21 protein-coding genes are annotated in these 21,434 nt (G+C 44.0%); 19 read left to right on the top strand and 2 right to left on the bottom strand.

Translation table 11 applies throughout. The features are described from left to right. The first annotated feature begins 1 nt into the window (after position 1). From B0I27_RS15575 to B0I27_RS15515, 13 genes are read left to right on the top strand one after another with little or no spacing between them, the layout of a single operon-like run. On the top strand, positions 2 to 1,006 hold the full coding sequence (locus tag B0I27_RS15575; protein WP_106295042.1) for an NADH-quinone oxidoreductase subunit G: 1,005 nt from the start codon (positions 2 to 4) through the stop codon (positions 1,004 to 1,006). After that, the gene (gene nuoH, locus B0I27_RS15570) at positions 1,006 to 2,055 is read left to right on the top strand and encodes an NADH-quinone oxidoreductase subunit NuoH (protein ID WP_106295040.1); all 1,050 of its coding nucleotides are present in this window, start codon (positions 1,006 to 1,008) and stop codon (positions 2,053 to 2,055) included. The genes B0I27_RS15575 and nuoH overlap by 1 nt, the downstream gene beginning before the upstream one ends. Positions 2,056 to 2,059: 4 nt before the next feature. Further along, on the top strand, positions 2,060 to 2,557 hold the full coding sequence (locus B0I27_RS15565; RefSeq protein WP_106295038.1) for a NuoI/complex I 23 kDa subunit family protein: 498 nt from the start codon (positions 2,060 to 2,062) through the stop codon (positions 2,555 to 2,557). Between the two features lie 53 nt (positions 2,558 to 2,610). Further along, the gene (locus B0I27_RS15560) at positions 2,611 to 3,108 is read left to right on the top strand and encodes an NADH-quinone oxidoreductase subunit J family protein (protein WP_106295036.1); all 498 of its coding nucleotides are present in this window, start codon (positions 2,611 to 2,613) and stop codon (positions 3,106 to 3,108) included. Then, positions 3,108 to 3,437 (top strand): NADH-quinone oxidoreductase subunit NuoK, encoded by a 330-nt coding sequence (nuoK, locus tag B0I27_RS15555; RefSeq protein ID WP_106295034.1) that lies wholly within the window; start codon positions 3,108 to 3,110, stop codon positions 3,435 to 3,437. Before B0I27_RS15560 ends, nuoK begins: the two co-directional genes overlap by 1 nt. A 57-nt stretch (positions 3,438 to 3,494) precedes the next feature. Beyond that, the gene (nuoL, locus tag B0I27_RS15550; RefSeq protein WP_106295147.1) at positions 3,495 to 5,405 is read left to right on the top strand and encodes an NADH-quinone oxidoreductase subunit L; all 1,911 of its coding nucleotides are present in this window, start codon (positions 3,495 to 3,497) and stop codon (positions 5,403 to 5,405) included. A gap of 20 nt (positions 5,406 to 5,425) precedes the next feature. Further along, complete coding sequence (locus B0I27_RS15545) at positions 5,426 to 6,904, top strand: complex I subunit 4 family protein (protein WP_106295032.1); 1,479 nt, start codon at positions 5,426 to 5,428, stop codon at positions 6,902 to 6,904. A gap of 31 nt (positions 6,905 to 6,935) precedes the next feature. After that, on the top strand, positions 6,936 to 8,315 hold the full coding sequence (locus tag B0I27_RS15540) for an NADH-quinone oxidoreductase subunit N (RefSeq protein WP_106295030.1): 1,380 nt from the start codon (positions 6,936 to 6,938) through the stop codon (positions 8,313 to 8,315). A 45-nt stretch (positions 8,316 to 8,360) separates the two neighbouring features. Beyond that, positions 8,361 to 9,035: a DedA family protein gene (locus B0I27_RS15535; RefSeq protein ID WP_106295028.1), complete on the top strand. Its 675-nt coding sequence runs from the start codon at positions 8,361 to 8,363 to the stop codon at positions 9,033 to 9,035. After that, the gene (locus tag B0I27_RS15530; RefSeq protein WP_106295026.1) at positions 9,022 to 9,561 is read left to right on the top strand and encodes an inorganic diphosphatase; all 540 of its coding nucleotides are present in this window, start codon (positions 9,022 to 9,024) and stop codon (positions 9,559 to 9,561) included. The genes B0I27_RS15535 and B0I27_RS15530 overlap by 14 nt, the downstream gene beginning before the upstream one ends. 8 nt (positions 9,562 to 9,569) lie before the next feature. Beyond that, complete coding sequence (locus tag B0I27_RS15525; protein WP_106295024.1) at positions 9,570 to 10,895, top strand: hemolysin family protein; 1,326 nt, start codon at positions 9,570 to 9,572, stop codon at positions 10,893 to 10,895. 5 nt (positions 10,896 to 10,900) lie between these two features. Beyond that, the gene (locus B0I27_RS15520; RefSeq protein ID WP_106295022.1) at positions 10,901 to 11,599 is read left to right on the top strand and encodes a 16S rRNA (uracil(1498)-N(3))-methyltransferase; all 699 of its coding nucleotides are present in this window, start codon (positions 10,901 to 10,903) and stop codon (positions 11,597 to 11,599) included. Further along, complete coding sequence (locus B0I27_RS15515; protein ID WP_106295020.1) at positions 11,596 to 12,258, top strand: DUF4159 domain-containing protein; 663 nt, start codon at positions 11,596 to 11,598, stop codon at positions 12,256 to 12,258. Before B0I27_RS15520 ends, B0I27_RS15515 begins: the two co-directional genes overlap by 4 nt. A gap of 45 nt (positions 12,259 to 12,303) precedes the next feature. On the opposite strand, the gene B0I27_RS15510 is transcribed toward B0I27_RS15515, so the two are convergent. Beyond that, the gene (locus B0I27_RS15510) at positions 12,304 to 13,875 is read right to left on the bottom strand and encodes an SUMF1/EgtB/PvdO family nonheme iron enzyme (RefSeq protein ID WP_106295018.1); all 1,572 of its coding nucleotides are present in this window, start codon (positions 13,873 to 13,875) and stop codon (positions 12,304 to 12,306) included. Between the two features lie 106 nt (positions 13,876 to 13,981). Between B0I27_RS15510 and porV the strand changes: the two genes are divergently transcribed. Together porV and ispF are read left to right on the top strand one after the other, a co-directional pair. Beyond that, the gene (porV, locus tag B0I27_RS15505; RefSeq protein ID WP_106295016.1) at positions 13,982 to 15,148 is read left to right on the top strand and encodes a type IX secretion system outer membrane channel protein PorV; all 1,167 of its coding nucleotides are present in this window, start codon (positions 13,982 to 13,984) and stop codon (positions 15,146 to 15,148) included. Positions 15,149 to 15,316: 168 nt separating this feature from the next. Further along, positions 15,317 to 15,805, top strand: a complete 489-nt coding sequence (ispF, locus tag B0I27_RS15500) for a 2-C-methyl-D-erythritol 2,4-cyclodiphosphate synthase (RefSeq protein WP_106295014.1) — start codon at positions 15,317 to 15,319, stop codon at positions 15,803 to 15,805. Here the strand turns inward: ispF and B0I27_RS15495 are convergent. Then, positions 15,795 to 15,944: a FeoB-associated Cys-rich membrane protein gene (locus tag B0I27_RS15495; RefSeq protein WP_106295012.1), complete on the bottom strand. Its 150-nt coding sequence runs from the start codon at positions 15,942 to 15,944 to the stop codon at positions 15,795 to 15,797. The genes ispF and B0I27_RS15495 overlap by 11 nt on opposite strands. Before the next feature lie 110 nt (positions 15,945 to 16,054). Here B0I27_RS15495 and typA point away from each other — a divergent pair, with 110 nt between their 5' ends. From typA to B0I27_RS15475, 4 genes are all read left to right on the top strand, one after another. Further along, entirely contained in the window at positions 16,055 to 17,860 is a 1,806-nt protein-coding gene (gene typA / locus B0I27_RS15490; protein WP_106295010.1) for a translational GTPase TypA, read from the top strand. 173 nt (positions 17,861 to 18,033) lie between these two features. After that, entirely contained in the window at positions 18,034 to 18,798 is a 765-nt protein-coding gene (locus B0I27_RS15485; RefSeq protein WP_106295008.1) for a class I SAM-dependent methyltransferase, read from the top strand. 83 nt (positions 18,799 to 18,881) lie between these two features. Then, positions 18,882 to 19,934, top strand: a complete 1,053-nt coding sequence (locus tag B0I27_RS15480) for a glycosyltransferase (RefSeq protein WP_181276801.1) — start codon at positions 18,882 to 18,884, stop codon at positions 19,932 to 19,934. Beyond that, positions 19,934 to 21,427: a lipopolysaccharide biosynthesis protein gene (locus B0I27_RS15475; protein ID WP_106295004.1), complete on the top strand. Its 1,494-nt coding sequence runs from the start codon at positions 19,934 to 19,936 to the stop codon at positions 21,425 to 21,427. The genes B0I27_RS15480 and B0I27_RS15475 overlap by 1 nt, the downstream gene beginning before the upstream one ends. Positions 21,428 to 21,434: the final 7 nt, after the last annotated feature.

The following is a 21,434-nucleotide window of genomic DNA, read 5'->3' as shown; positions in this document are numbered from 1 at the left end:
CATGTCTGAAAGAGTTAAAGTTACGATAGATGGAATAAGTGTTGAGGTAGAGCAGGGAACAACTATCCTGAATGCAGCAAGACTTATTGGCGGAGAGATTGTACCTCCAGCAATGTGCTATTATTCCAAGTTGGAAGGTAGTGGCGGAAAATGCCGTACCTGTTTGGTAAAAGTGAGCAAAGGCTCTGAAAAAGATCCTCGTCCAATGCCGAAGCTTGTTGCATCCTGCCGCACTACGGTTATGGAAGGGATGGAGGTTCAGAATATCACCTCACCTGAAGTGAAGGAGGCAAGAAAGGGCGTTGTGGAGCTTCTTCTCATTAATCATCCGCTGGACTGTCCGGTCTGTGATCAGGCTGGCGAATGTCATTTGCAGGATTTAAGCTATGAACATGGATCCGCAGCGACGCGGTATGAGTTTGACCGCAGAAGTTTTGAAAGAAGGGATATAGGAGATAAAATTCAGCTCCATATGACCAGATGCATCTTATGTTACCGCTGCGTATACGTGGCCGATCAAATTACCGATAGACGTGAGCATGGTGTTCTTGGAAGAGGCGATGCAGCAGAGATCTCGACTTATATAGAAAAGGCTATTGAGAATGATTTTTCGGGTAACGTAATTGACGTTTGTCCGGTTGGAGCACTTACTGATAGAACGTTCCGGTTCAAAAATCGCGTTTGGTTCACCAAACCAGTGGATGCCCATTGCAATTGCGACAAATGCTCAGGGAAAGTTACTTTATGGTATAAGGGTGAAGATGTTATACGTGTAACAGCCCGCAAGGACGAGTATGGCGAAGTCGAGTCGTTTATCTGTAACGACTGCCGTTTTGAGAAGAAAAAAACGAGCGATTGGGTTATTGAAGGTCCGAGAAAGATATCAAAACACTCGGTTATCTCAGCAAACCATTACGAGCAACTGGCTCCTCCTCCGGTTATTAGAAAGAACCCTGCTCTTAAAGAAGCTAATAAAGAGCAATTTGAAAGAGTAATAAGATATTAATGGAACTAGCATTTGTTATAGAAAAAGTAGTCTTAGTTACGGTCATATTCCTTATCACCCTGGGAATAGCTGCGTATTCGACGTTAGCTGAGCGAAAGATTGCCGGGTTCATTCAGGGCCGTGTTGGTCCGCATCGGGCGGGACCTTCAGGTATGTTTCAACCACTTGCCGATGGTGGTAAGATGTTCTTTAAAGAGGAAATCATTCCAGCCGAATCAAATCCCTGGTTGTTTATAGCCGGCCCCTGTCTGGCTTTGCTCACAGCCAGTATAGGCAGTGCAGTTATTCCCTGGGGACAGGATTTAGTTATAGGAGACCGGGTTATTCAATTGCAGGTTGCTGATATCAACGTGGGTATCTTGTATATTTTTGGAATCGTTTCTCTGGGGGTATATGGTATCATGATTGGTGGGTGGGCATCGAATAATAAGTATTCCCTAATGGGTGCAATACGTGCTGCTTCACAGAATATCAGCTACGAGATCGCCATGGGACTCTCCCTTATTGCATTACTGATGGTGACCCAAACCTTGTCTTTAAGGGGCATTGCCGAGCAGCAAGCTGGTTTCTGGCAAAATGGTTGGTTTTCCTGGAACGTGTTTTGTCAGCCGTTGGGCTTCTTGATTTTCCTTGTCTGTTCGTTTGCTGAATGTAACAGAACACCTTTTGACTTACCCGAAAGTGAAAACGAGCTGGTGGCCGGATATCATACAGAGTATTCAGGGTTCAAGCTTGGAGCATTCCTCTTTTCAGAGTACATTAACATGTTCGTGGCGTCTGCGGTAATGTCTACGTTATATTTTGGTGGATATAATTTCCCATTCATGAATCACCTCGGGCTTTCCGATAATGTGGTCACTATACTTGGGGTTGTGTTCTTATTCGCGAAGATTTTCTTTTTCATCTTCTTTTTCATGTGGATTCGCTGGACAATTCCGCGGTTCAGATATGATCAGCTGATGAATTTGGGTTGGAAAGTGTTGATCCCTCTTTCGATTGCAAATATTGTGTTGACAGGGATCTGGATTACAGTTAAAGATTTAATGTAGAATTATGGAATCCTTAAGTAATAGAAAAAAAGTACTGGAGCAAAAGCCAATGACATTTGGGGAGAAAATCTATCTCCCTTCTATTGCCAAGGGCTTGGCTATTACCTTCAAACATATATTTAAAAAGCGCGAAACGATCTTTTATCCGGAGCAGGAAAGACCTGTTTCTGAAAACTGGAGGGGATTACACTCGCTTAAGAGAGATGAGCAAGGCAGGGAAAGATGTACCGCCTGCGGATTGTGTGCACTTGCTTGTCCGGCTGAGGCTATCACCATGACTGCGGCTGAGCGTAAAAAGGGAGAGGAAGGGCTTTATAGAGAGGAAAAGTATGCTGCCGTTTACGAGATAAACATGCTTCGTTGCATATTTTGCGGCCTGTGTGAGGAAGCATGTCCGAAAGAAGCAATATACCTCGATGGTCCGTTTCTCGAGGCGGATTATTTGCGGAAGGACTTCATCTTCGGAAAAGATAAGCTTGTTGAGGAACCATTGAAATCGTAAAATATCATACCTTTGAACAGGTTTAAGGCTGTCAAAGTCAAACAGAGGAATTAATGAATCTTTTCTATTTAGTTGCTTTTTTATCCATTTTCTTTTCGCTCCTGGTGATTTTTACTAAAAATCCAGTGTATAGCGTGTTATATCTGATCGTCACCTTTTTTACGTTCTCGATACATTACATTTTACTGAATGCACAGTTTCTGGCGATTGTGAATTTTATTGTATATATGGGTGCCATATTAGTCCTGTTCTTATATGTACTCATGCTCTTAAACCTGAATAAGGAGTCTGAGCCAATGAAATCAAACCTATTGAAGGTTGCTGGAGTGATTGCTGGTCTTTGTTTACTACTGACGTTGGCGGGATCACTTAAGCTCGTGCATGTGTCAGATCCAGTGTTATTGAAGAACCCTGACATCGGCCTGGTAAAGAATTTAGGAAAGGTATTATTCAAAGACTTTTTGTTACCGTTCGAGGTGTCCTCAATTCTGCTTCTTGCAGCAATGGTCGGGGCAGTTTTATTAGCTAAGAAGGATCCAAATAACGTATAATGGAAACAATTACTCAATCAATTCAGGGTGTACCTTTAAATCACTATATTCTTCTGAGTTCGATCATTTTCACGATTGGAACGATTGGCGTTCTGATCCGCAGAAACGCGATCATTATTCTGATGTCAGTAGAATTAATGTTAAACGCAGTTAATCTTCTGTTAGCTGCTTTCTCCGTATACAGAGGGGATGCTTCAGGGCAAGTGTTTGTTTTCTTCATTATGGCCCTGGCCGCAGCTGAGGTTGCCATTGGTCTGGCTATCCTGACGATGATTTACAGAAATACGAATTCGACAGATATAAACATACTCAACAGGTTGAAGTGGTAATTTTCTTTTTTTGAAGTACCTACTTTAGTTATATACATAATACGAACAACATTCATGATAATAAATTTAGTTTGGTTGGTTCCTTTGTTCCCTTTGATTGGCTTTCTGATCAATGGATTGGGCAGGAATGTATTGCCAAAAGCTGTTATTGGATCTTTAGGTAGTATTTCTGTACTGCTCTCATTCATCGTTAGTGTGGGAATCTTTTCGGAGTTATCGGCTTCAGAAATCAAGGCATTTTATATACCTCTTTTCGATTGGATAAATACCGGTTCTGTCAAAATACCTTTCGCTTTCCAGATTGATCCTCTCAGCTCGATCATGTTGTTGATCGTCACCGGAATAGGATTTCTTATTCATGTGTATTCAATTGGTTATATGAGTCATGATAAAGGATTCGGCAAGTTTTTCGCTTATTTGAATCTCTTTATTTTCTTTATGCTACTTCTGGTCCTGGGATCCAACTATGTTGTGATGTTCATAGGATGGGAAGGTGTTGGCCTGTGCTCATATTTGTTAATCGGCTTTTGGTTCACTAATCCATCATATGCGAGTGCTGCTAAGAAAGCCTTTGTTATGAACCGCATAGGAGACCTTGGGTTTCTGATCGCCATTTTTGTGATCTTTACTACTTTCGGAAGTGTTGAATTCGGGGATGTATTTATGGGCGCTGCGAGGCTCGAATCGGGGGATTCGACGCTCCTCCTGATTACGCTGCTACTATTCGTAGGTGCTATAGGTAAATCGGCTCAGGTTCCACTTTTTACGTGGTTACCGGATGCTATGGCCGGACCAACTCCGGTTTCTGCTTTGATACACGCTGCTACAATGGTAACAGCAGGTATTTATATGATTACTCGTTCGAATCTGCTTTTCTCATTGTCTCCTCTGACGATGGATATCATAGCCGTAATAGGCATTATTACCGTGATTCTGGCAGCAGCTATTGCTGTAAGTCAGACTGACATCAAGAAAGTTCTTGCGTACTCTACAGTTTCACAGTTGGGTTACATGTTCCTCGGCCTGGGCGTAGGTGCTTATACCGGATCTTTCTTTCATGTAATTACCCATGCCTTCTTTAAGGCGCTGCTGTTCCTTTGTGCGGGTTCTGTGATCCATGCGATGAGTAATGAGCAGGACATGCGCAAGATGGGTGGGATAAGAAAGAAACTTCCTGTAACGTTTATGACCATGCTTGCAGGAACTCTGGCAATTTCAGGACTGCCTCCATTTTCTGGTTTCTTCTCTAAGGACGAAATTCTTGCTCATGCCTATCAGGAAAATCAACTGCTGTGGGTCTTGGGAGTGATAGGCGCATTATTAACATCATTTTACATGTTCCGTATGCTGTTCCTGACATTTTTTGGAGAGTTTAGGGGAACCCAAGAGCAGGCAAGTCATCTGCATGAGTCTCCAAAGTCGATGACGATTCCGCTGATTGTTCTGGCTATCTTATCAGTGTTCGGCGGATTATTAAATGTTCCCGCGGTATTAGGTGGTGGACATTGGTTGGCGAGTTTCATGGCGCCGGTATTTGAGCATCAGGGACTGTCTACCGCATCTGTTATCCACCTGGATCACAGCACAGAATATCTGTTGATGGGTATTTCCGTTATGGCAGCGTTGATTTCCGCGATCTACGCTTACTCCAGATATGCTAAGGCCCATCATATCCCAGCCCCCGATGAGGCGTCAAGAGGATTGTTCGCAAAGCTATCTTACAATAAATTTTATATTGATGAGCTTTATGATGCAATAGTAACCAAACCTTTAAATCTGCTGTCTTACTTCTTCTTCAAGGTTGTAGACAAGGCTGCAATTGATGGGTTAGTCAACGGGTTAGGAAAAGCAACCTCAGAAGGGAGTAAGGTTCTACGTCTCCTGCAATCGGGTAACGTTGGCTTTTACATATTCATGATGCTGGCCGGAATTGTGGCATTACTGGTTTACGGATTTTATAATATATAACAGAGAAGGATAAGAAATAAATGGAAATTTTACTGCTCATATTTTTGCCTTTAGCTGGTGCTTTGATCTCATTCTTATTTGGTGGATCGCAGCAGGTAAAGACTGTAGCTTTCATTTGGTCACTATTATCGTTAGTGCTGACAGCTTATCTTTTATCGGGATTCGACACTGCAAGCTCTATACCCCAATTTGTTATCGATCAGCCTTGGTTAAGTTACTTTGGCGTTAGGTTCAAAGCAGGTATAGATGGTATCAGCATGATACTCGTTCTCCTCACTAATGTGTTGATGCCGCTGATCATCCTATCAAGTTTTAAACATGCCTATTCCCGTCCTGGTGCGTTTTATGGATTGATTCTTCTTATGCAGAGTGCATTACTACTGGTGTTTACGGCACTTGACGCATTCCTGTTCTACGTAGGATGGGAAGCTGCTTTAATCCCTATATATTTTATCTGCGCTTTATGGGGCGGTGAAAACCGCATCAAAGTGAACATGAAATTCTTCATTTACACTTTCGCGGGTAGTTTGATCATGCTCATCGGCATCCTATACTTGTATTTACAGACCCCTGATCGCAGCTATGATGTGCAATCCTTCTACCAGTTGGCTTTAAGCTCATCAGAACAAAGCTGGATTTTTTGGGCTTTCTTCATTGCCTTTGCGGTAAAAATGCCCGTATTTCCTTTTCATACCTGGCAACCCGATACGTATACGGAAGCTCCGACTACGGGAACGATGTTATTGTCAGGTATTATGTTGAAGATGGGGATTTATGGAGTAATAAGGTGGCTAATTCCTGTTGCTCCCTTGGGTTTTGCACAATGGGGTCAGTTGGCATTGATTCTTTCAATTATTGGAGTCGTTTATGCCGCGTTGATAGCTTTTACGCAGAAGGATATCAAAAGACTCGTTGCCTATTCGTCAATTTCTCACGTTGGTCTGATAGCTGCCGGTATTTTTGTATGGAACACTAATGGTCTGCAAGGAGCGATGATTCAAATGGTGAATCACGGAATTAACGTGTTTGGAATGTTTTTCGTGCTTGATATCATTATAAGAAGAATGAAGACAAGAGACAGTTTCGAACTTGGAGGAATAGCTAAGGTTGCTCCACAATTTGCCGTGGCTTTTCTGATTATTCTACTGGGAACAGTTGCATTGCCTTTAACCAACGGTTTTATCGGTGAGTTCCTGCTTCTTATGGGTATATACCAGCATAGTATCTGGGCAGCCGCAATTGCTGGTCTGACCATCATCTTCGGTGCCGTTTATATGCTTCGCATGTACCAAAGGATAATGCTTGGGACCACCAATGCACAGACGTCGACATTTAGCGAGATCGATGGGACAGAGAAACTTGTCTTGGGTATTGTTTGTGCCCTGGTCATACTGATAGGTGTATATCCGAATCCTATTCTTGATATATCCGAAGCTACGGTAAAGTCACTGGTCGAGCTTGTAGATGGTAAATTACATGGAGTGAGTACCACATTCTAATTACGAACGAGGGACACAGAATAAAGAAAAAATGAGCGCATTAATTACGATAACTGTTTTAGCATTAATTCTATTATACCTGGGCTTATTCAAAGCAAGCAAGGCATTATTGCCCGTTGCATTGATAGGTCTTGTCGTTGCCTTAGTTCTTTCTTTGATGGAGTGGGGTGCAAATGCGGAGCCAATATTCAGCAGAATGATGCTTTACGATCATTTTGCAGTTGCTTTTTCAGGAATCACTATCTTTTCCACTATTTTGATTCTTGCACTGTCGAAGGATTATTTTGAGCGAATCAGCTCTAACGTTGCCGAGTATTATGCCCTGATCCTTTTCTCTCTGGCAGGGATCATCCTAATGGTATCCTACCATAATTTATCGATGTTGTTCATCGGTATAGAGATCATGTCGATATGTATGTACATTCTGGCAGGTATCAAAAAGAAAGACTTCGCTTCCAATGAGGCTGCGTTGAAATACTTTTTAATGGGTGCTTTTTCTACGGGTATCTTATTGTTTGGAATAACACTTATATATGGCGCATCTGGATCATTTGATCTTGAGATGATTAAGCAGTATATCTTGAATGATCCGGCAGGAGTATCACCATTGTTATATACAGGGATTACCTTGCTGATCATCGCGTTAGCGTTCAAGGTAGGGGCGGCCCCTTTTCACTTTTGGGCTCCGGACGTTTATGAAGGTTCACCATCGCTTATTACCGCTTATATGAGCACCGTGGTTAAAACAGCTGGCTTTGCTGCCTTTTTAAGATTAATCATGTTTTCCTTCGCCCCAATTCAGGATTTCTGGGTGCCAATCATCATTACCCTAGCAGTCCTTTCACTGTTGATCGGCAACGTAACGGCTGTGTATCAGCAGCATTTTAAGAGAATGCTAGCTTACTCTAGTATATCACATGTTGGTTATATGCTGTTTTCGTTGCTAGCATTAAATGGATCCTCTGATAATGCAGTTTTTGTTTATGCTGCGGCGTATTCGGTTGCTTCTATCATTGCTTTTGGAGTGCTTATTCTAATGCAGAAACAGGTTGGGAATGATAGCTTTGACAGCTTCAATGGTCTGGCAAAGAAGAACCCTTTTCTTGCCCTTACGCTTACCATAGCTATGTTGTCTTTAGCAGGCATTCCGCTTACAGCTGGTTTTATAGGGAAGTTCATGATGTTCTCAAGAGCACTAGCCTCTTATCACGTCGTGTTAGTTGTGTTTGCAGTATTGAATGCAATCGTCGGCATCTTCTACTATTTCCGCGTGATTGTAGCTATGTACTTTAAACAAGAGGATCGTAAAGAGCTTTCCGTTCCGGTGTTTTTCAAGTTCGTTCTAGGGTTGTCGGCCTTGGTAACAATCGTATTGGGAGTATATCCAGATTTTATCGCAGGCTTGATTTAACGTTAAAAAAATTATTTAATATTCGTAGATTTACGAATATTCATTATGTACGAATTCTGGGATTATCTCCAACATCTTATAAACCCTGAGCTTCTACTTCGAGAAGGAGGGTTCTATCTTCTGTTATTTGTGGTTTTCGCAGAAACAGGATTGTTTTTCGGTTTTTTTTTACCAGGGGATTACCTTCTGTTTCTAGCAGGATTATTTGTAGCCACTGATAAGTTAGATGTATCCATCTACACTTTAATATTTGGCCTGATGGCTACAGCCATTGCCGGCAACTTTGTTGGCTATTGGTTCGGAAAAAAAACGGGGCCAGTACTTTATCTCAGGAAGGATACTATGTTCTTCAAGAAGAAATACCTGATCGCAGCCGAGGCATATTACAGAAAGCAAGGTGCTTTTGCTCTGATTATGGGGCGATTCATCCCGATTGTAAGGACCTTTGCTCCTATAGTAGCAGGAATGATCAAGTTGGATAGCCGAAAGTTTGCCTTATATAATGTGTCAGGGGCCATATTGTGGGTCGGTTCATTGACCTTGCTGGGATTCTTTTTAGGCAAAAGATTCGAGAAACAAATTGACCAATATTTGTTATACATTATCGTGGGATTTATAGTTATAACTGCCATCCCGCTAGTACTAGCCTATTTCAAAAAAGACAACAAAAAAGAACGTATTCAAGCCAACGAAAATAATCAAGACAATGAGCAATTCTAATGCCTGGCATAGTGTAACACCAGGAAAACAACTACCTGAATTTGTTAACGCAATCATTGAGATCCCAAAGGGGTCAAAAGCAAAATATGAGATAGATAAGGAATCGGGTTTATTACGCCTCGACCGCATACTTTTTTCTTCAGTGATGTATCCAGCTAATTACGGCTTCATTCCGCAGACCTACTGCGATGACGAAGATCCGTTGGATATCCTCGTATTGTGTTCAGCTGACGTATTTCCGATGTCTCTCATTGAAGCAAAGGTTATAGGTGTGATGCACATGGTGGATAACGGTGAGCAGGATGACAAGATTATAGCAGTTGCAAAAAACGATATGTCGGTAAACTATATTGATGACCTCTCTGCTCTGCCTCCCCATACAATGAAAGAAATCGTACGTTTTTTCCAAGATTATAAAGCCTTGGAGCATAAAAACGTAACGATAGAACAATTGATGGGCAAAGAGGAAGCGTACCGGGTCATTCAGGAGTCTATCGAGTTGTACGATAAAACATATAAAGGATAGCATAGTAAATGGGATTCCAGATATTTCTGACTTTTTTCCTTGTTCTACTGAACGGCTTTTTCGTAGCAGCTGAATTTGCTATCGTCAAAGTCAGGGCTTCACAAATTGAAATTCATGCGAAGTCTGGTAACCGGATAGCTAAGACAGCTAAGCACATTACTCAGCATTTAGACGGGTATCTTGCGGCAACGCAGTTAGGTATTACGCTTGCATCTCTGGGTCTGGGCTGGGTCGGAGAAGAGGTGATGGAGCATATCCTGCAAAATATTTTATTTGCGTTTGGTTCAGATCCTGAGTTCGTGGCCTCATTTACTAAAACCGCTGCACCGATAATTGCGTTTGGTACCATTACCGTCCTTCACATCGTCTTCGGGGAGCTTGCTCCTAAGTCCATTGCGATCCAGAAACCTATTGGCGTGACCATGGCGATATCGCTGCCTCTTCACTTCTTTTACATGCTTTTCAGGCCTTTTATCTGGCTCTTGAACGGCTTTGCGAATTTTCTGCTAAGACTTCTTGGTATACATGCGATAAGCGGACATGAAGCAGCACACAGTTCTGAGGAGCTTCAATATTTACTTGAACAAGGAAAGGAGAGTGGGGCTTTAGATAGCAATGAGCATGAGCTGATCAAAAATGTTTTTGACTTCAATGAGCGCGTTGTTAAGAATATAATGGTACCTCGTACTAAGATTTCAGCTATTGAAATTGCTGCTACTCCTGAAGATGTGATTGCCACAGTTGTACGCGAGGGCTATTCCAGAATACCTGTCTACGACGAGACCATTGATAAGATCGTCGGAGTGATTCATGCCAAGGATATCTTGCCAATCCTCGCGGACAAGAAAAGCATGTTGGTTTCTGATATCATCAGGAAGCCATATTTCATTCCCGAAACGAAGAAGATCAATGATCTCCTTAGCGAATTTCAGCTAAACCGTATCCAGATTGCAATTGTTCTTGATGAGTTTGGCGGAACTGCAGGAATGGTGACTCTTGAAGATATCGTGGAAGAGCTGGTCGGAGAAATTCAAGACGAATTTGATGAGGAGAAACCTATCGTTGAGAAGGTTTCAGAACATGAATTCATTGTTAACGCATCCGCGTCCATACATGATGTGAATGAATATTTGCCTCATGACCTGCCCGAAGATGAAAACTATGATACGGTAGGTGGTCTGGTTGGTGACCTGTTCGGTAAGATACCGGAGGTGGGTGAACGTAAAGAATTTTACGGTTATATCATCACTATCATGAAAAAAACAGAGCAGAATATTGAGTCTGTAAAGCTTGACCTGGTTATAAATCAGGAGGATATGATTGACGAACGGTAGCTCTTATGCATTTATTCTACACACCGGATATTGCTGGAGATGTTTATATCATGAATCCAGACGAAAGCAAACATTGCGTTCGGGTGCTTAGATTGCAAAAAGATGATATTGTTCAGTTGATTGACGGTCGTGGCGGTATTTTCGAAGCTGTTATCGTCAATCCCGACGCCAAAAGAACTGAGCTTAAAGTTGTCCGTGAGACAAGGGAGTATCAAAAAAGGAATCACTATTTACATATCGCCATCGCTCCAACAAAAAACATCGAGCGATTGGAATGGTTCTTAGAGAAAGCCACTGAGATCGGTATTGACGAGATATCACCAGTTATTTGTGACAGGTCCGAAAGAAAAGAGGTGAAGACTGAGCGTCTGGAAAGGGTCATAACATCTGCTGTAAAACAATCTCTTAAAGCTTACCATCCTAAGCTTAATGAACCCCAAAAGTATAGGGATTTTATTAAGAATATCTCCGGCGATAGGTACATAGCTCACTGTATGGACGGTGAAAAAGTTCCCCTTAAAGATTTGATCACCCCAAGCGGCCATTACACAATTTTAATTGGTCCTGAAGGTGATTTTACTTCATCGGAGCTGGATTCAGCGTTAAATTATGGGTGTCAGCCTATCACTTTGGGTACCAGTAGGCTCCGGACGGAAACCGCAGCCCTTGAAGCATGTTTTGAAATTAACTTTTTGAATAGATGATAAGCAGATGGTCATTGGTAGTACCTCTTGTATTGCCGTTGATCATGGCATTTAGCTTTAGCTCCTCTTATAAAATAGCCAGGCTTAAGTACAATGGCGGCGGTGACTGGTATGGAAACCGTACGGCGCTCACAAACTTAATTACGTTTTCTAATTCCCAGCTAGGGACAAATATTGATCGGGAAGAGGCGATTGCAGACGTCGGTAGCTCAACACTGTTTCAGTACCCATTCATCTACATGACAGGTCATGGGAACGTTCAATTTTCTGATTCAGAAGCAAGGAATCTTCGGAATTACCTATTGGGAGGCGGATTTCTCCATATTGATGACAACTACGGATTAGACCAATACATTCGTCCGCAGATGAAGAAGGTATTTCCCGAGCTTGACTTTGTGGAGCTGCCATCCTCACATCCTCTTTACCATCAGAAGTTCTCTTTCCCGGCAGGTCTGCCTAAGATACATGAACATGACGGAAAAAGACCGCAAGGATTCGCGCTTATATATAAAGGCAGGGTAGTATGCTATTATACATATGAGGCAGACCTTGGCAATGGCTGGGAAGATGCCGGAACTTATCCGGGAGACTCGGAAGCTACGCGACTTAAAGCCTTAAAAATGGGCGCAAACATCCTCCAGTTCACGTTTAGTCAATAAACAGACGTTTTCATTTGGAGCTCAGAGAGGGTTAGTGTAGAACACTTATCTTACTTTAGTATTGGTTCGGGAGCGCGGTTGCTTAAACTTTTTCTTACCTACACTATTAATTTCAGCAGAGCCAACCATATTCATTGCACATCTGAAGCCTACCTCAGCACTCGTTTCATCCTGTTGCATGAACCTGCGGGTCGCCGGGTTGAGCCAGTACGCCCGATCGTTCCATGATCCACCTTTATACACCTTTGACCGATCGTTCACAAGTGTAGTAACACCGTAAAGTTCCTGGTTCACTGTATCCTTATAGCCACGCAGGTCATAATTAAACTTTGCTTCAGAGTTTTCTCTGGTGGTATCAACCTGTCCGTTAAGCTCCGCCCAGGTTTGCTTCCTGCGTGAAGTGGCTGGTTCTTTAATTGGCCTACCGTACTTATCTTTCGCAAATGTGCCCTTATTAACGTCGGCAATACGCTTATTTACGTATTCGTTTCCGCGAAACGGATTGAAGTCATCGAACTCTTCATATGACATCTTCCGATAAGTGTCACCAACCCATTCGTTTACATTTCCGGCCATATTATACAGTCCGAAGTCATTCGGCATATAGCTTCTCACTGGAGCGGTAATATCCGCCTTGTCGTTCAAAGCTCCGCCAGTACCCATGTTGTCTCCCGCGGCCCGTTTAAAGTTCGCCATAATCAGACCCTGAGTTCTCCTCGATGAGGAGCGAACGCCAAGACCGCTCCAGGGATAGATCTTTCCATCTGCAATATTTTCGTCAGAAGTGTTTCCCGCAAGCGCCAGCGCAGCATACTCCCACTCCGCTTCAGAAGGCAGGCGGTAATGCTCCTGCAGCACCCCATCTTCCTTTCTCACCGGTCTGCGAACATTCGCACTTCCCCGCGAACCTTCCGCCCCTGCAGCCGGATTCAGGTCTCTTGGCATTCTTTTTCCGTTGATACCCTCCCCTTGATACTGACCATTGAGGTAGATGTCCGTATTAAACGGTTCGTTCGTGGCTTCAACCTTATTTCCCTTGTTGGCGAGCGTTTTAAAATCGACCATTATTCCGCGGGCACGAAGGATTTGTTCATTTACCCTGTCTGTACGCCATTCTGCATATTCTTTTGCCTGTTCCCAGCTGATTCCAATTACCGGGTAATCCTGATAGGCAGGGTGCCGCAGGTAATTCTCTACATAAGGCTCATTGTAAGAAAGAGGGCGACGCCATACAAGCGTATCCGGAAGAGCATTGTAATAATATTCGCGGTCGTCCGGGAAATTTCTCTGTATCCAGTAAAGATATTCACCCCAGTTTACATTAGATACCTCTGTCTCGTCCATATAAAAAGACGGAACTGTAACCCGCCTTCTCAGATTATCGTTTTCGTAAGCCAGATCCTGTTGCAAACTGCCTCCCATTACAAACGTTCCTCCCTCGATCGGGATAAGCCCCGGTCCCGGTGCTGGCTTTATGTTTTGGGCGACGGTAAATCCCCCGTTTTTGCTATCGTTATAAGCCCAGCCTGTATTCGAAGAAACCTTGCTTTTACAGCCAACCCCTAAACAAGCAAGCCCTAAAATTCCGGTTGTAAAAAGTATTGATAATCTTTTCATTCAGTATATAAAACAGAGAACTGCAATAATAGGAATAATCACTTAAAACCAGAAGAGATTGGTGTCTATATATGGCGTTCTTCCTAAATATATTCTACATTTATCTATGATCTTTTGCTCGTTTCGAAGTTTCTTCACTGTCTTTGTCCTGCTTTGGCTCCGGGGACTCGAAACGGTCGCTCAACCTACAGTAAATACCCCATCTTCCAAAGTCATATCCGGAAGAATCCAAACAGCAGTACCTTTCTTGCGGATAAGTCCCGATGCCAGAACCGGAGCAATGGGAGACGCAGGTGCAGCAACTCCTTCAGACCCCAACGCCTTGTACGCTAACCCATCGAAAATTGCCTATGCGAAGGATAGAGCAGCTGTCGCCATCTCCTACAGTCCCTGGTTGCGCAATCTTACAACAGATATGTACATCACTTACCTGAGCGGCTATCATAAAATAGATAAAAAAAGTACCCTGGGAATTTCCGCAAAATATTTTTCTATGGGCGACATTCAACTTCGCGATGAGCTCTTCTCTTCTCTGGGAACATACCGACCAAACGATCTGGCGTTTGATGCCACGTACGCGCGACTCTTTGGCTCGTCATTGGCTCTGGCCACCACCGTTCGCTTTATTTCGTCAAACGTTCCAGATGGTACAGGCGCCGAGGGGCAGTCATCCCTCTCCGCAACGGCCCTGGCCGTCGACGTCTCCGCGTACCACCAAATTGAGTTAATCATCGGAAATCGTTCGCATAATATCGCTTTTGGGATCAACGTCTCAAACATTGGAAATAAACTATCCTATGTCAATGCCGGAGAAAAGATGTTCTTACCCACAAACCTCAAGCTCGGATCTGCGCTCACTGTTAACCCCGGTTCTCCTCAGCAGCTGCTCATTGCAGTAGATTTAAACAAACTCCTTGTACCGACGCCCCCCAGATTCAATGAAGATGGTGACATCGTGGCCGGACGAAATGACGACCGCTCAGTGGCCTCCGGCATCTTTGGTTCTTTCGCCGATGCGCCCGGAGGGCTCGGTGAGGAAATCAGCGAGGTAAGCGTTGGGCTGGGACTCGAATATCTGCTATCTCAGCAATTGGGTGTCCGTGGCGGCTATCAATATGAGAGTCCCGACAAAGGCAACAGGCAATACCTTACAGCAGGGGCAGGCTATCGATATTCCTCACTGCAAATCGACTTCTCCTACCTTTTCTCCACCATTAGAAACAATCCACTAGCCAACTCCCTCCGCGTCTCGCTTATGTACGCATTCAACTAACGAAGTTTCAGCAGATAACGATTAAAGCCCTAAAAGAAGGTTGATCCATTAAAGTTTAGTAGGTTTGATAAAAAACAGAAACGAAGCCATCCGGAGCGCGCCGCTCAAAAGCAGCAACGAATACGTTCATGATAGCTTCATTACCATAAAAAAACAAATTATACCATAATGAAAATAAAAGTTGGATTTGGTTTCGATGTACATCAATTGAAGAAAAACCACCCCTTCATCATTGGAGGAGTTCATCTTGATCATCACTCCGGAGCATTCGGACATTCAGATGCCGACGTCTTACTGCACGCCATTAGCGACGCACTGCTCGGTGCAGCGAACCTGGGAGATATAGGTTTTCACTTTTCCAATACCGATGACCGCTGGAAAGGAATCAGCAGTGCTCTCCTGTTAACGGAGTGTGTTCGCCTGATCGCAGAAAAAGGTTGGAGAATAGGAAACATTGACGCCATGCTGTGCCTGGAAGCCCCCAAAATAAATCCCCATGTTCCTGCAATGAAAAAAAACATAGCCGAGGCAGCAGGTATCAGCGAGGATGATATCTCCATAAAAGCGACCACCAATGAAACCATGGGATTCATCGGCAGGGAAGAAGGAGTGGTTGCCTACGCGGTCTGCCTAATAGAAAAAGACGTTAAGGCTTAACATCAGTAAAGTCAACTCCGCACTTATTACAACCGCTCGCGCAGCCTTTATTGGAACGCAAACTTCTGAAAACTAGCCGCCCTATATACGCTATTGCGAGGAGGAACAAGATCAAAACGATAATCTCCTGTGTATCCATATACAAAGATAAAGTTTTATTACTCCCTGATTGTCATGATATTTTAATGTTCAAACGCGGGATTTTATGAATTAAATCGTACCTTTGCAAAAAATTTTTTAGGGCATTACATGCAGAATATCAGAAACATTGCAATTATAGCACACGTTGACCATGGTAAAACTACAATGGTTGATAAAATTTTACACTCTTGTCAGTTATTCAGAGACAACGAACAAACAGGAGAGTTAATTCTAGATAATAACGATCTTGAGCGTGAGCGAGGAATAACTATTGTAGCGAAAAACGTATCCGTAAACTACAAGGGAGTAAAAATTAATATCATCGATACCCCGGGTCACGCCGATTTCGGCGGAGAGGTAGAGCGGGTTCTTAAGATGACTGACGGTGTTATTTTGCTTGTTGACGCATTCGAAGGAGCAATGCCGCAGACACGTTTCGTAACACAGAAGGCGCTTGCACTAGGACTTAAGCCTATCGTTGTTGTAAACAAAGTTGACAAAGAAAACTGCCGCCCTGAAGAAGTTTATGAGTCTATCTTCGAATTGTTCTTCAATCTTGAAGCAACAGAAGATCAGCTAGACTTCCCGGTTATCTACGGTTCATCTAAACAAGGATGGATGAGTACTGACTGGAAACAAAAAACAGAAGACATTTTCCCATTACTAGATGCAATTTTAGAAAGCATTCCTCCGGCTCCAGTTTCAGAAGGAACGCTTCAAATGCAGATCACTTCTCTTGATTACTCTTCTTTCGTTGGACGTATCGCTATCGGTCGCGTTGCAAGAGGCGAGATCAGAGAGAACATGCCTGTGTCTTTAGTAAAGCGCGACGGTACCATCCAAAAATCCCGTATTAAAGAGCTTTACACTTTCGAAGGTCTCGGAAAAATCAAAGCAAAAGAAGTTAAAGCTGGTGATATCTGCGCTGTAGTAGGTATTGACGGATTTGATATTGGTGATACCATCGCCGACTTCGAAAATCCTGAGCAGCTTGAAATTATACATATTGATGAGCCAACAATGAACATGTTGTTTACCATCAATAACTCTCCATTCTTCGGTAAAGAGGGCAAGTTCGTTACCTCACGTCACCTTCGTGACCGCCTTTACAAGGAGATGGAAAAAAACCTTGCATTAAAGGTTATTGAAACAGAATCTCCCGATGCCTATTTGGTTTACGGAAGAGGTATCCTCCATTTATCTGTATTGATTGAAACGATGCGTCGCGAAGGTTATGAGATTCAGGTAGGACAACCACAGGTTATTCTGAAAGAAATTGATGGAGTAAAATGTGAGCCAATTGAAGTCCTAATCGTTGACGTTCCTTCAGAGGTTTCCGGTAAGGTTATCGAATTAGTAACGCAGCGTAAAGGTGAACTGTTGATTATGGAGCCTAAGGGCGACTTGCAGCACCTGGAATTTGATATTCCTGCCCGCGGTATTATTGGCTTAAGAAATAACGTTCTTACAGCAACTGCTGGTGAAGCAATCATGGCACACCGTTTCAAGGCTTACGAGCCATGGAAAGGTGCCATTCCTGGAAGATCAAACGGTGTATTGATTTCTATGGACAAAGGTACTACCACTGCTTATGCGATTGATAAACTACAAGACAGAGGCCGTTTCTTTATCGATCCGGGAGCTGATGTTTATGAAGGACAGATCATGGGAGAGCACATTCGCGAGAATGACCTGGTTATCAACCTGACCAAAGGAAAGCAGCTTACCAACATGCGCGCCTCAGGTACTGACGATAATACACGTATCGCACCAGCTATTAAGTTCTCTCTGGAAGAAGCAATGGAATATATCCAAAGCGACGAGTACATCGAGATCACTCCAAAGAGCATGCGTCTTCGCAAGATTTACCTAAATGAAGGCGAACGTAAGATCAACGCAAAGAAATTTGTTTAGTCGATCATTTAATAAATAGTTTAAAAGGCTGGTTCATAACGATCCAGCCTTTTTTTGTATAACGATATCGTATAAGTAAATTTTCTTAGCTTCCTGGCTGATATTACCTCAGCTGTACTTTTTTATTTCCGTTATGGGGAATCTTAGTATTTTCGAAGATTAATCTACTAAAAATGCAGGAGCAGTCAGCCGAACAGGTAATTACCTATTATAACGAGCACGTTCAAAACAAGTTGAACGACTATATCAAGGTTAATCCCAGAATTGAGGAAGCCTGGAATACGCTCGTCCGGTATGCACCCCAGAAACCGCTTCGTATACTCGAAGTAGGCTGCGGAATAGGCAGTATTTGCGCCCGCATGGGTAAACAGTGGCCCGATGCCGAAATACATGGTATTGACATCAGTACGCACTCGATCCAAATGGCAGACAAGCTGTTCGGGAGCTCCCGGCTGAAGTTCAAAAGTGGCATTCTTACAGAAGATACTTACGACACCACTTTCGACCTCATTGTCTTCATGGATGTCTACGAGCATATTTCCATACCAGACCGCCCCGTCGTACACGCTTCCATCAAAAAGCTGCTGAATAACAAAGGCCGCCTCTTTCTGTCTGTGCCAACTCCTCATTACCTCAAATGGTCGGCAAAACACAAGCCCGAAACCATGCAGCCGGTCGATGAGCATATTTCATTCGACGTAATCGGGAAGCTGGCTGCTGATATCGGGGCCGACGTACTGCTCTATCAGATCAAGGACATCTGGAACCAGGGAGATTACGCACACATTGTCTTCGAAAAGAACGACGATTTCGAAGCCGCCTTCTTTCATCAGAAACCCGTAACGCTGCAGCAGAGATCAAAGCGCATCATTAATAAAGGCATTTACAAGCTGGGCAGTTTGCTCCGACGTACCTATGTCAGAAATAAGCTGAAATAAACATGGCTAAACTCTGCATTATCAAGCCAAACCCCTCCACGTATTCGGAAACTTTCATCCAGTCGCATGTTGATTTCCTCCCGATGGAAAAGAAAATCCTCTACGGAGGTGTCTTCCCGCTTTACAAGGAAGATGGATCTTTCCTCATTCCTACCTTTTGGGGTATCGCCAGCTACCTTTTTCAGAAGCGGGCTCTAAAGAAAAGAGATATTCCCGTGCGCACAAAAGCGCTCGTGTCCTATCTCCGGAAAGAAAAGGTAGACGTTGTACTGGCAGAGTACGGTACTACAGGGGCGATGGTAGCCGAAGCCTGTAAGCTGGCCGATGTTCCCCTGGTCATCCACTTTCATGGAGCCGATGCGCATCATCATTCAACCATCAACGAATACCAAGACTGGTATCGGCGCGCCTTTCAATACGCTTCCACCATCATCGGGGTATCTAATGATATGATCAATAGCCTGCAGCGGCTCGGCGCGCCCAGGGAAAAACTGGTGCTCAATCCCTATGGTATCAACACCGAACGTTTCGCTCCTGCGCATGAAAATACAAACCGCAGTAACAGCTTTCTCTTCGTTGGTCGTTTTGTCAGCAAGAAATCGCCACAGACCACTATAAAAGCGTTTTACGAAGTTCTCAAACGTTCTCCTGAGGCGAGGCTCATCATGGCAGGGGGCGGTCCTCTATTAGAAGAATCAAAGACACTAACCCAGGAATTGGGTATTGCCGATAAGGTGAACTTCCCAGGGGTGCTGCCATCCGATGAGATCAGCCAACTGCTCAAACAGAGCTGTTGCTTCGTCCAACACTCGGTCACACCTCCCGATGGAGACATGGAAGGCACGCCTAACACCATTCTTGAAGCTGCAGCAGCGGCTCTGCCTGTTGTTAGCACCCGGCACGCCGGAATCAAGGAAGCCGTTATCGAAGGAAAAACAGGCTATCTGGTCGACGAATACGACACCACAGGCATGGCAGAGAAGATGGTCGCGATCCTTTCCTCTCCTGAGCAGGCAGCCGAAATGGGCCGCGAGGGTAGGAAGCATATCATGCAGAACTATACGCTCTCCGATCGCATCGCCCGGCTAAATGCTATTCTCGAAGAAGCCATTGCAAAAAAACACAACCACTCTTAATGAATCTATTACAGAAGCAGGGGTTTTATAACAGCATTATCTTATACGCAGGTACTGTACTCGGTTTTCTGAACCTGGTCATTCTCTTTCAACGCATCCTTACCAAAGAGGAGATAGGCTTTTATACGCTGGTGATAACGGTTTCCGGACTGTATGCCCAGATTGCCTCCCTGGGCATCAACGGCGTAATTCTGAAGTATTTTCCGGTATTCCGCACAGAAGACAAAACCCATAAAGGCTTTATTTCCCTGGTGGTGTTATGGAGCACACTCAGCTTTCTGGCCTTCACCCTGCTGTTCCTACTATTCAAGGGCTTCGTGATGAACCAATATGAAGACAAGGCAGGCGGCGGACTAATGGTACAGCATTACTATTACCTCATCCCGATATCCTTTTTAACCCTTCTGTTCACAGTTCTGGAAAGCCTTGCGCGCACAGTTTTTAAGAACGTGTTTTCAGCCTTCCTCAAAGAATTCCTTCTCCGGTTCATTACCAGCATTACCGTGCTGATGATGGCCGCTGCCTGGTTCGGTTACGACGGCTTTCTCAATGCCTACCTCGTCGCAAACGCATTAATCGCATTCCTGCTCTGGTACAATATCGCTAAGGGCAAGCATTTTAAACTGGCGCCCATCACCCGGGAAGTAAAATCACAACGCAAGGAGCTTTTGAACTACGGGCTGTTCTCAGTAATCAGCGGAGGCTCTTTTGGTCTGGTCCAGGGTATGGCCGTGCTGATGCTCAGCGTAATTGCCGACAGATCATTGGAGCTTGTAGGGATTTACGGAACATTCTTTGGAATCGCCGTTGTCATCAGTTTACCCGCCAAGGCCCTCGGACGCACCTCTTACCAAATCGTTTCCGAAGCGTGGGCGCAGAACGATCTCAAAAAGATTGATCGCATCTATAAAAAGACTTCGCTTGTCCAGTTCATCATTGGCTGCCTGTTGCTCATCGGGCTGCTCATCAACTACGACCACATTCTCTTCCTGATGAACCGGCCTGAATATGCGCAGTACTTCTGGGTCTTTGTTATTGTAGGATTGACCTTCCTGGTGGATATTACCGGAGGCTTAAACGGGCAGATCATCAACTTCTCCAGGTATTATCGCTACACCACCTACATGATCACTGCCGCAGTCTTTGTCTGTGCTTTTCTCAATTGGCTGCTGATTCCACATTTCGGTCTCGTCGGTGCCGCCTTATCCTACCTGCTGATCATGGTCATCCTCAACTTTCTCTATTGGTTGTTCATTCTGGTCAAGTTCAAGCTGCAGCCCTTCGATAGCAAATACCTGGCGGTGCTGCTGATCTCGGCAGTAAGCCTTGCCATCGGCATCTACATACCTCTTTTCGATAATATTGTGGTGGATATAGCCCTTCGCTCAGCGGCTGCTACCCTGGTATTCACCGGTTCGGTGCTCGGGTTCAATATTTCCGAAGATATCAACCAATTATACCGCAACGCACTTGTAAAAGCAGGTATCAAGTAATCATCTT

Source organism: Arcticibacter pallidicorallinus, from assembly GCF_003002875.1.
Taxonomy (GTDB): Bacteria; Bacteroidota; Bacteroidia; order Sphingobacteriales; family Sphingobacteriaceae; genus Arcticibacter; species Arcticibacter pallidicorallinus.
Note: the sequence above shows the minus strand (reverse complement) of the source record. Positions and strands in the feature narration are given on the sequence as shown.

Excerpts from the sequence above, each read along its gene's own strand:
- B0I27_RS15475 (WP_106295004.1), top strand. The coding sequence starts at position 19,934 with ATGAATCTATTACAGAAGCAGGGGTTTTATAACAGCATTATCTTATAC.
- ispF (WP_106295014.1), top strand. The coding sequence starts at position 15,317 with ATGAAAATAAAAGTTGGATTTGGTTTCGATGTACATCAATTGAAGAAA.
- B0I27_RS15575 (WP_106295042.1), top strand. The coding sequence starts at position 2 with ATGTCTGAAAGAGTTAAAGTTACGATAGATGGAATAAGTGTTGAGGTA.
- porV (WP_106295016.1), top strand. The coding sequence starts at position 13,982 with ATGATCTTTTGCTCGTTTCGAAGTTTCTTCACTGTCTTTGTCCTGCTT.
- B0I27_RS15535 (WP_106295028.1), top strand. The coding sequence starts at position 8,361 with ATGTACGAATTCTGGGATTATCTCCAACATCTTATAAACCCTGAGCTT.
- nuoK (WP_106295034.1), top strand. The coding sequence starts at position 3,108 with ATGGAAACAATTACTCAATCAATTCAGGGTGTACCTTTAAATCACTAT.
- B0I27_RS15495 (WP_106295012.1), bottom strand. The coding sequence starts at position 15,944 with ATGGATACACAGGAGATTATCGTTTTGATCTTGTTCCTCCTCGCAATA.
- nuoH (WP_106295040.1), top strand. The coding sequence starts at position 1,006 with ATGGAACTAGCATTTGTTATAGAAAAAGTAGTCTTAGTTACGGTCATA.
- B0I27_RS15480 (WP_181276801.1), top strand. The coding sequence starts at position 18,882 with ATGGAAAAGAAAATCCTCTACGGAGGTGTCTTCCCGCTTTACAAGGAA.
- B0I27_RS15485 (WP_106295008.1), top strand. The coding sequence starts at position 18,034 with ATGCAGGAGCAGTCAGCCGAACAGGTAATTACCTATTATAACGAGCAC.
- B0I27_RS15530 (WP_106295026.1), top strand. The coding sequence starts at position 9,022 with ATGAGCAATTCTAATGCCTGGCATAGTGTAACACCAGGAAAACAACTA.
- B0I27_RS15520 (WP_106295022.1), top strand. The coding sequence starts at position 10,901 with ATGCATTTATTCTACACACCGGATATTGCTGGAGATGTTTATATCATG.
- B0I27_RS15515 (WP_106295020.1), top strand. The coding sequence starts at position 11,596 with ATGATAAGCAGATGGTCATTGGTAGTACCTCTTGTATTGCCGTTGATC.
- B0I27_RS15540 (WP_106295030.1), top strand. The coding sequence starts at position 6,936 with ATGAGCGCATTAATTACGATAACTGTTTTAGCATTAATTCTATTATAC.
- B0I27_RS15565 (WP_106295038.1), top strand. The coding sequence starts at position 2,060 with ATGGAATCCTTAAGTAATAGAAAAAAAGTACTGGAGCAAAAGCCAATG.
- typA (WP_106295010.1), top strand. The coding sequence starts at position 16,055 with ATGCAGAATATCAGAAACATTGCAATTATAGCACACGTTGACCATGGT.
- B0I27_RS15525 (WP_106295024.1), top strand. The coding sequence starts at position 9,570 with ATGGGATTCCAGATATTTCTGACTTTTTTCCTTGTTCTACTGAACGGC.
- B0I27_RS15510 (WP_106295018.1), bottom strand. The coding sequence starts at position 13,875 with ATGAAAAGATTATCAATACTTTTTACAACCGGAATTTTAGGGCTTGCT.
- B0I27_RS15560 (WP_106295036.1), top strand. The coding sequence starts at position 2,611 with ATGAATCTTTTCTATTTAGTTGCTTTTTTATCCATTTTCTTTTCGCTC.
- B0I27_RS15545 (WP_106295032.1), top strand. The coding sequence starts at position 5,426 with ATGGAAATTTTACTGCTCATATTTTTGCCTTTAGCTGGTGCTTTGATC.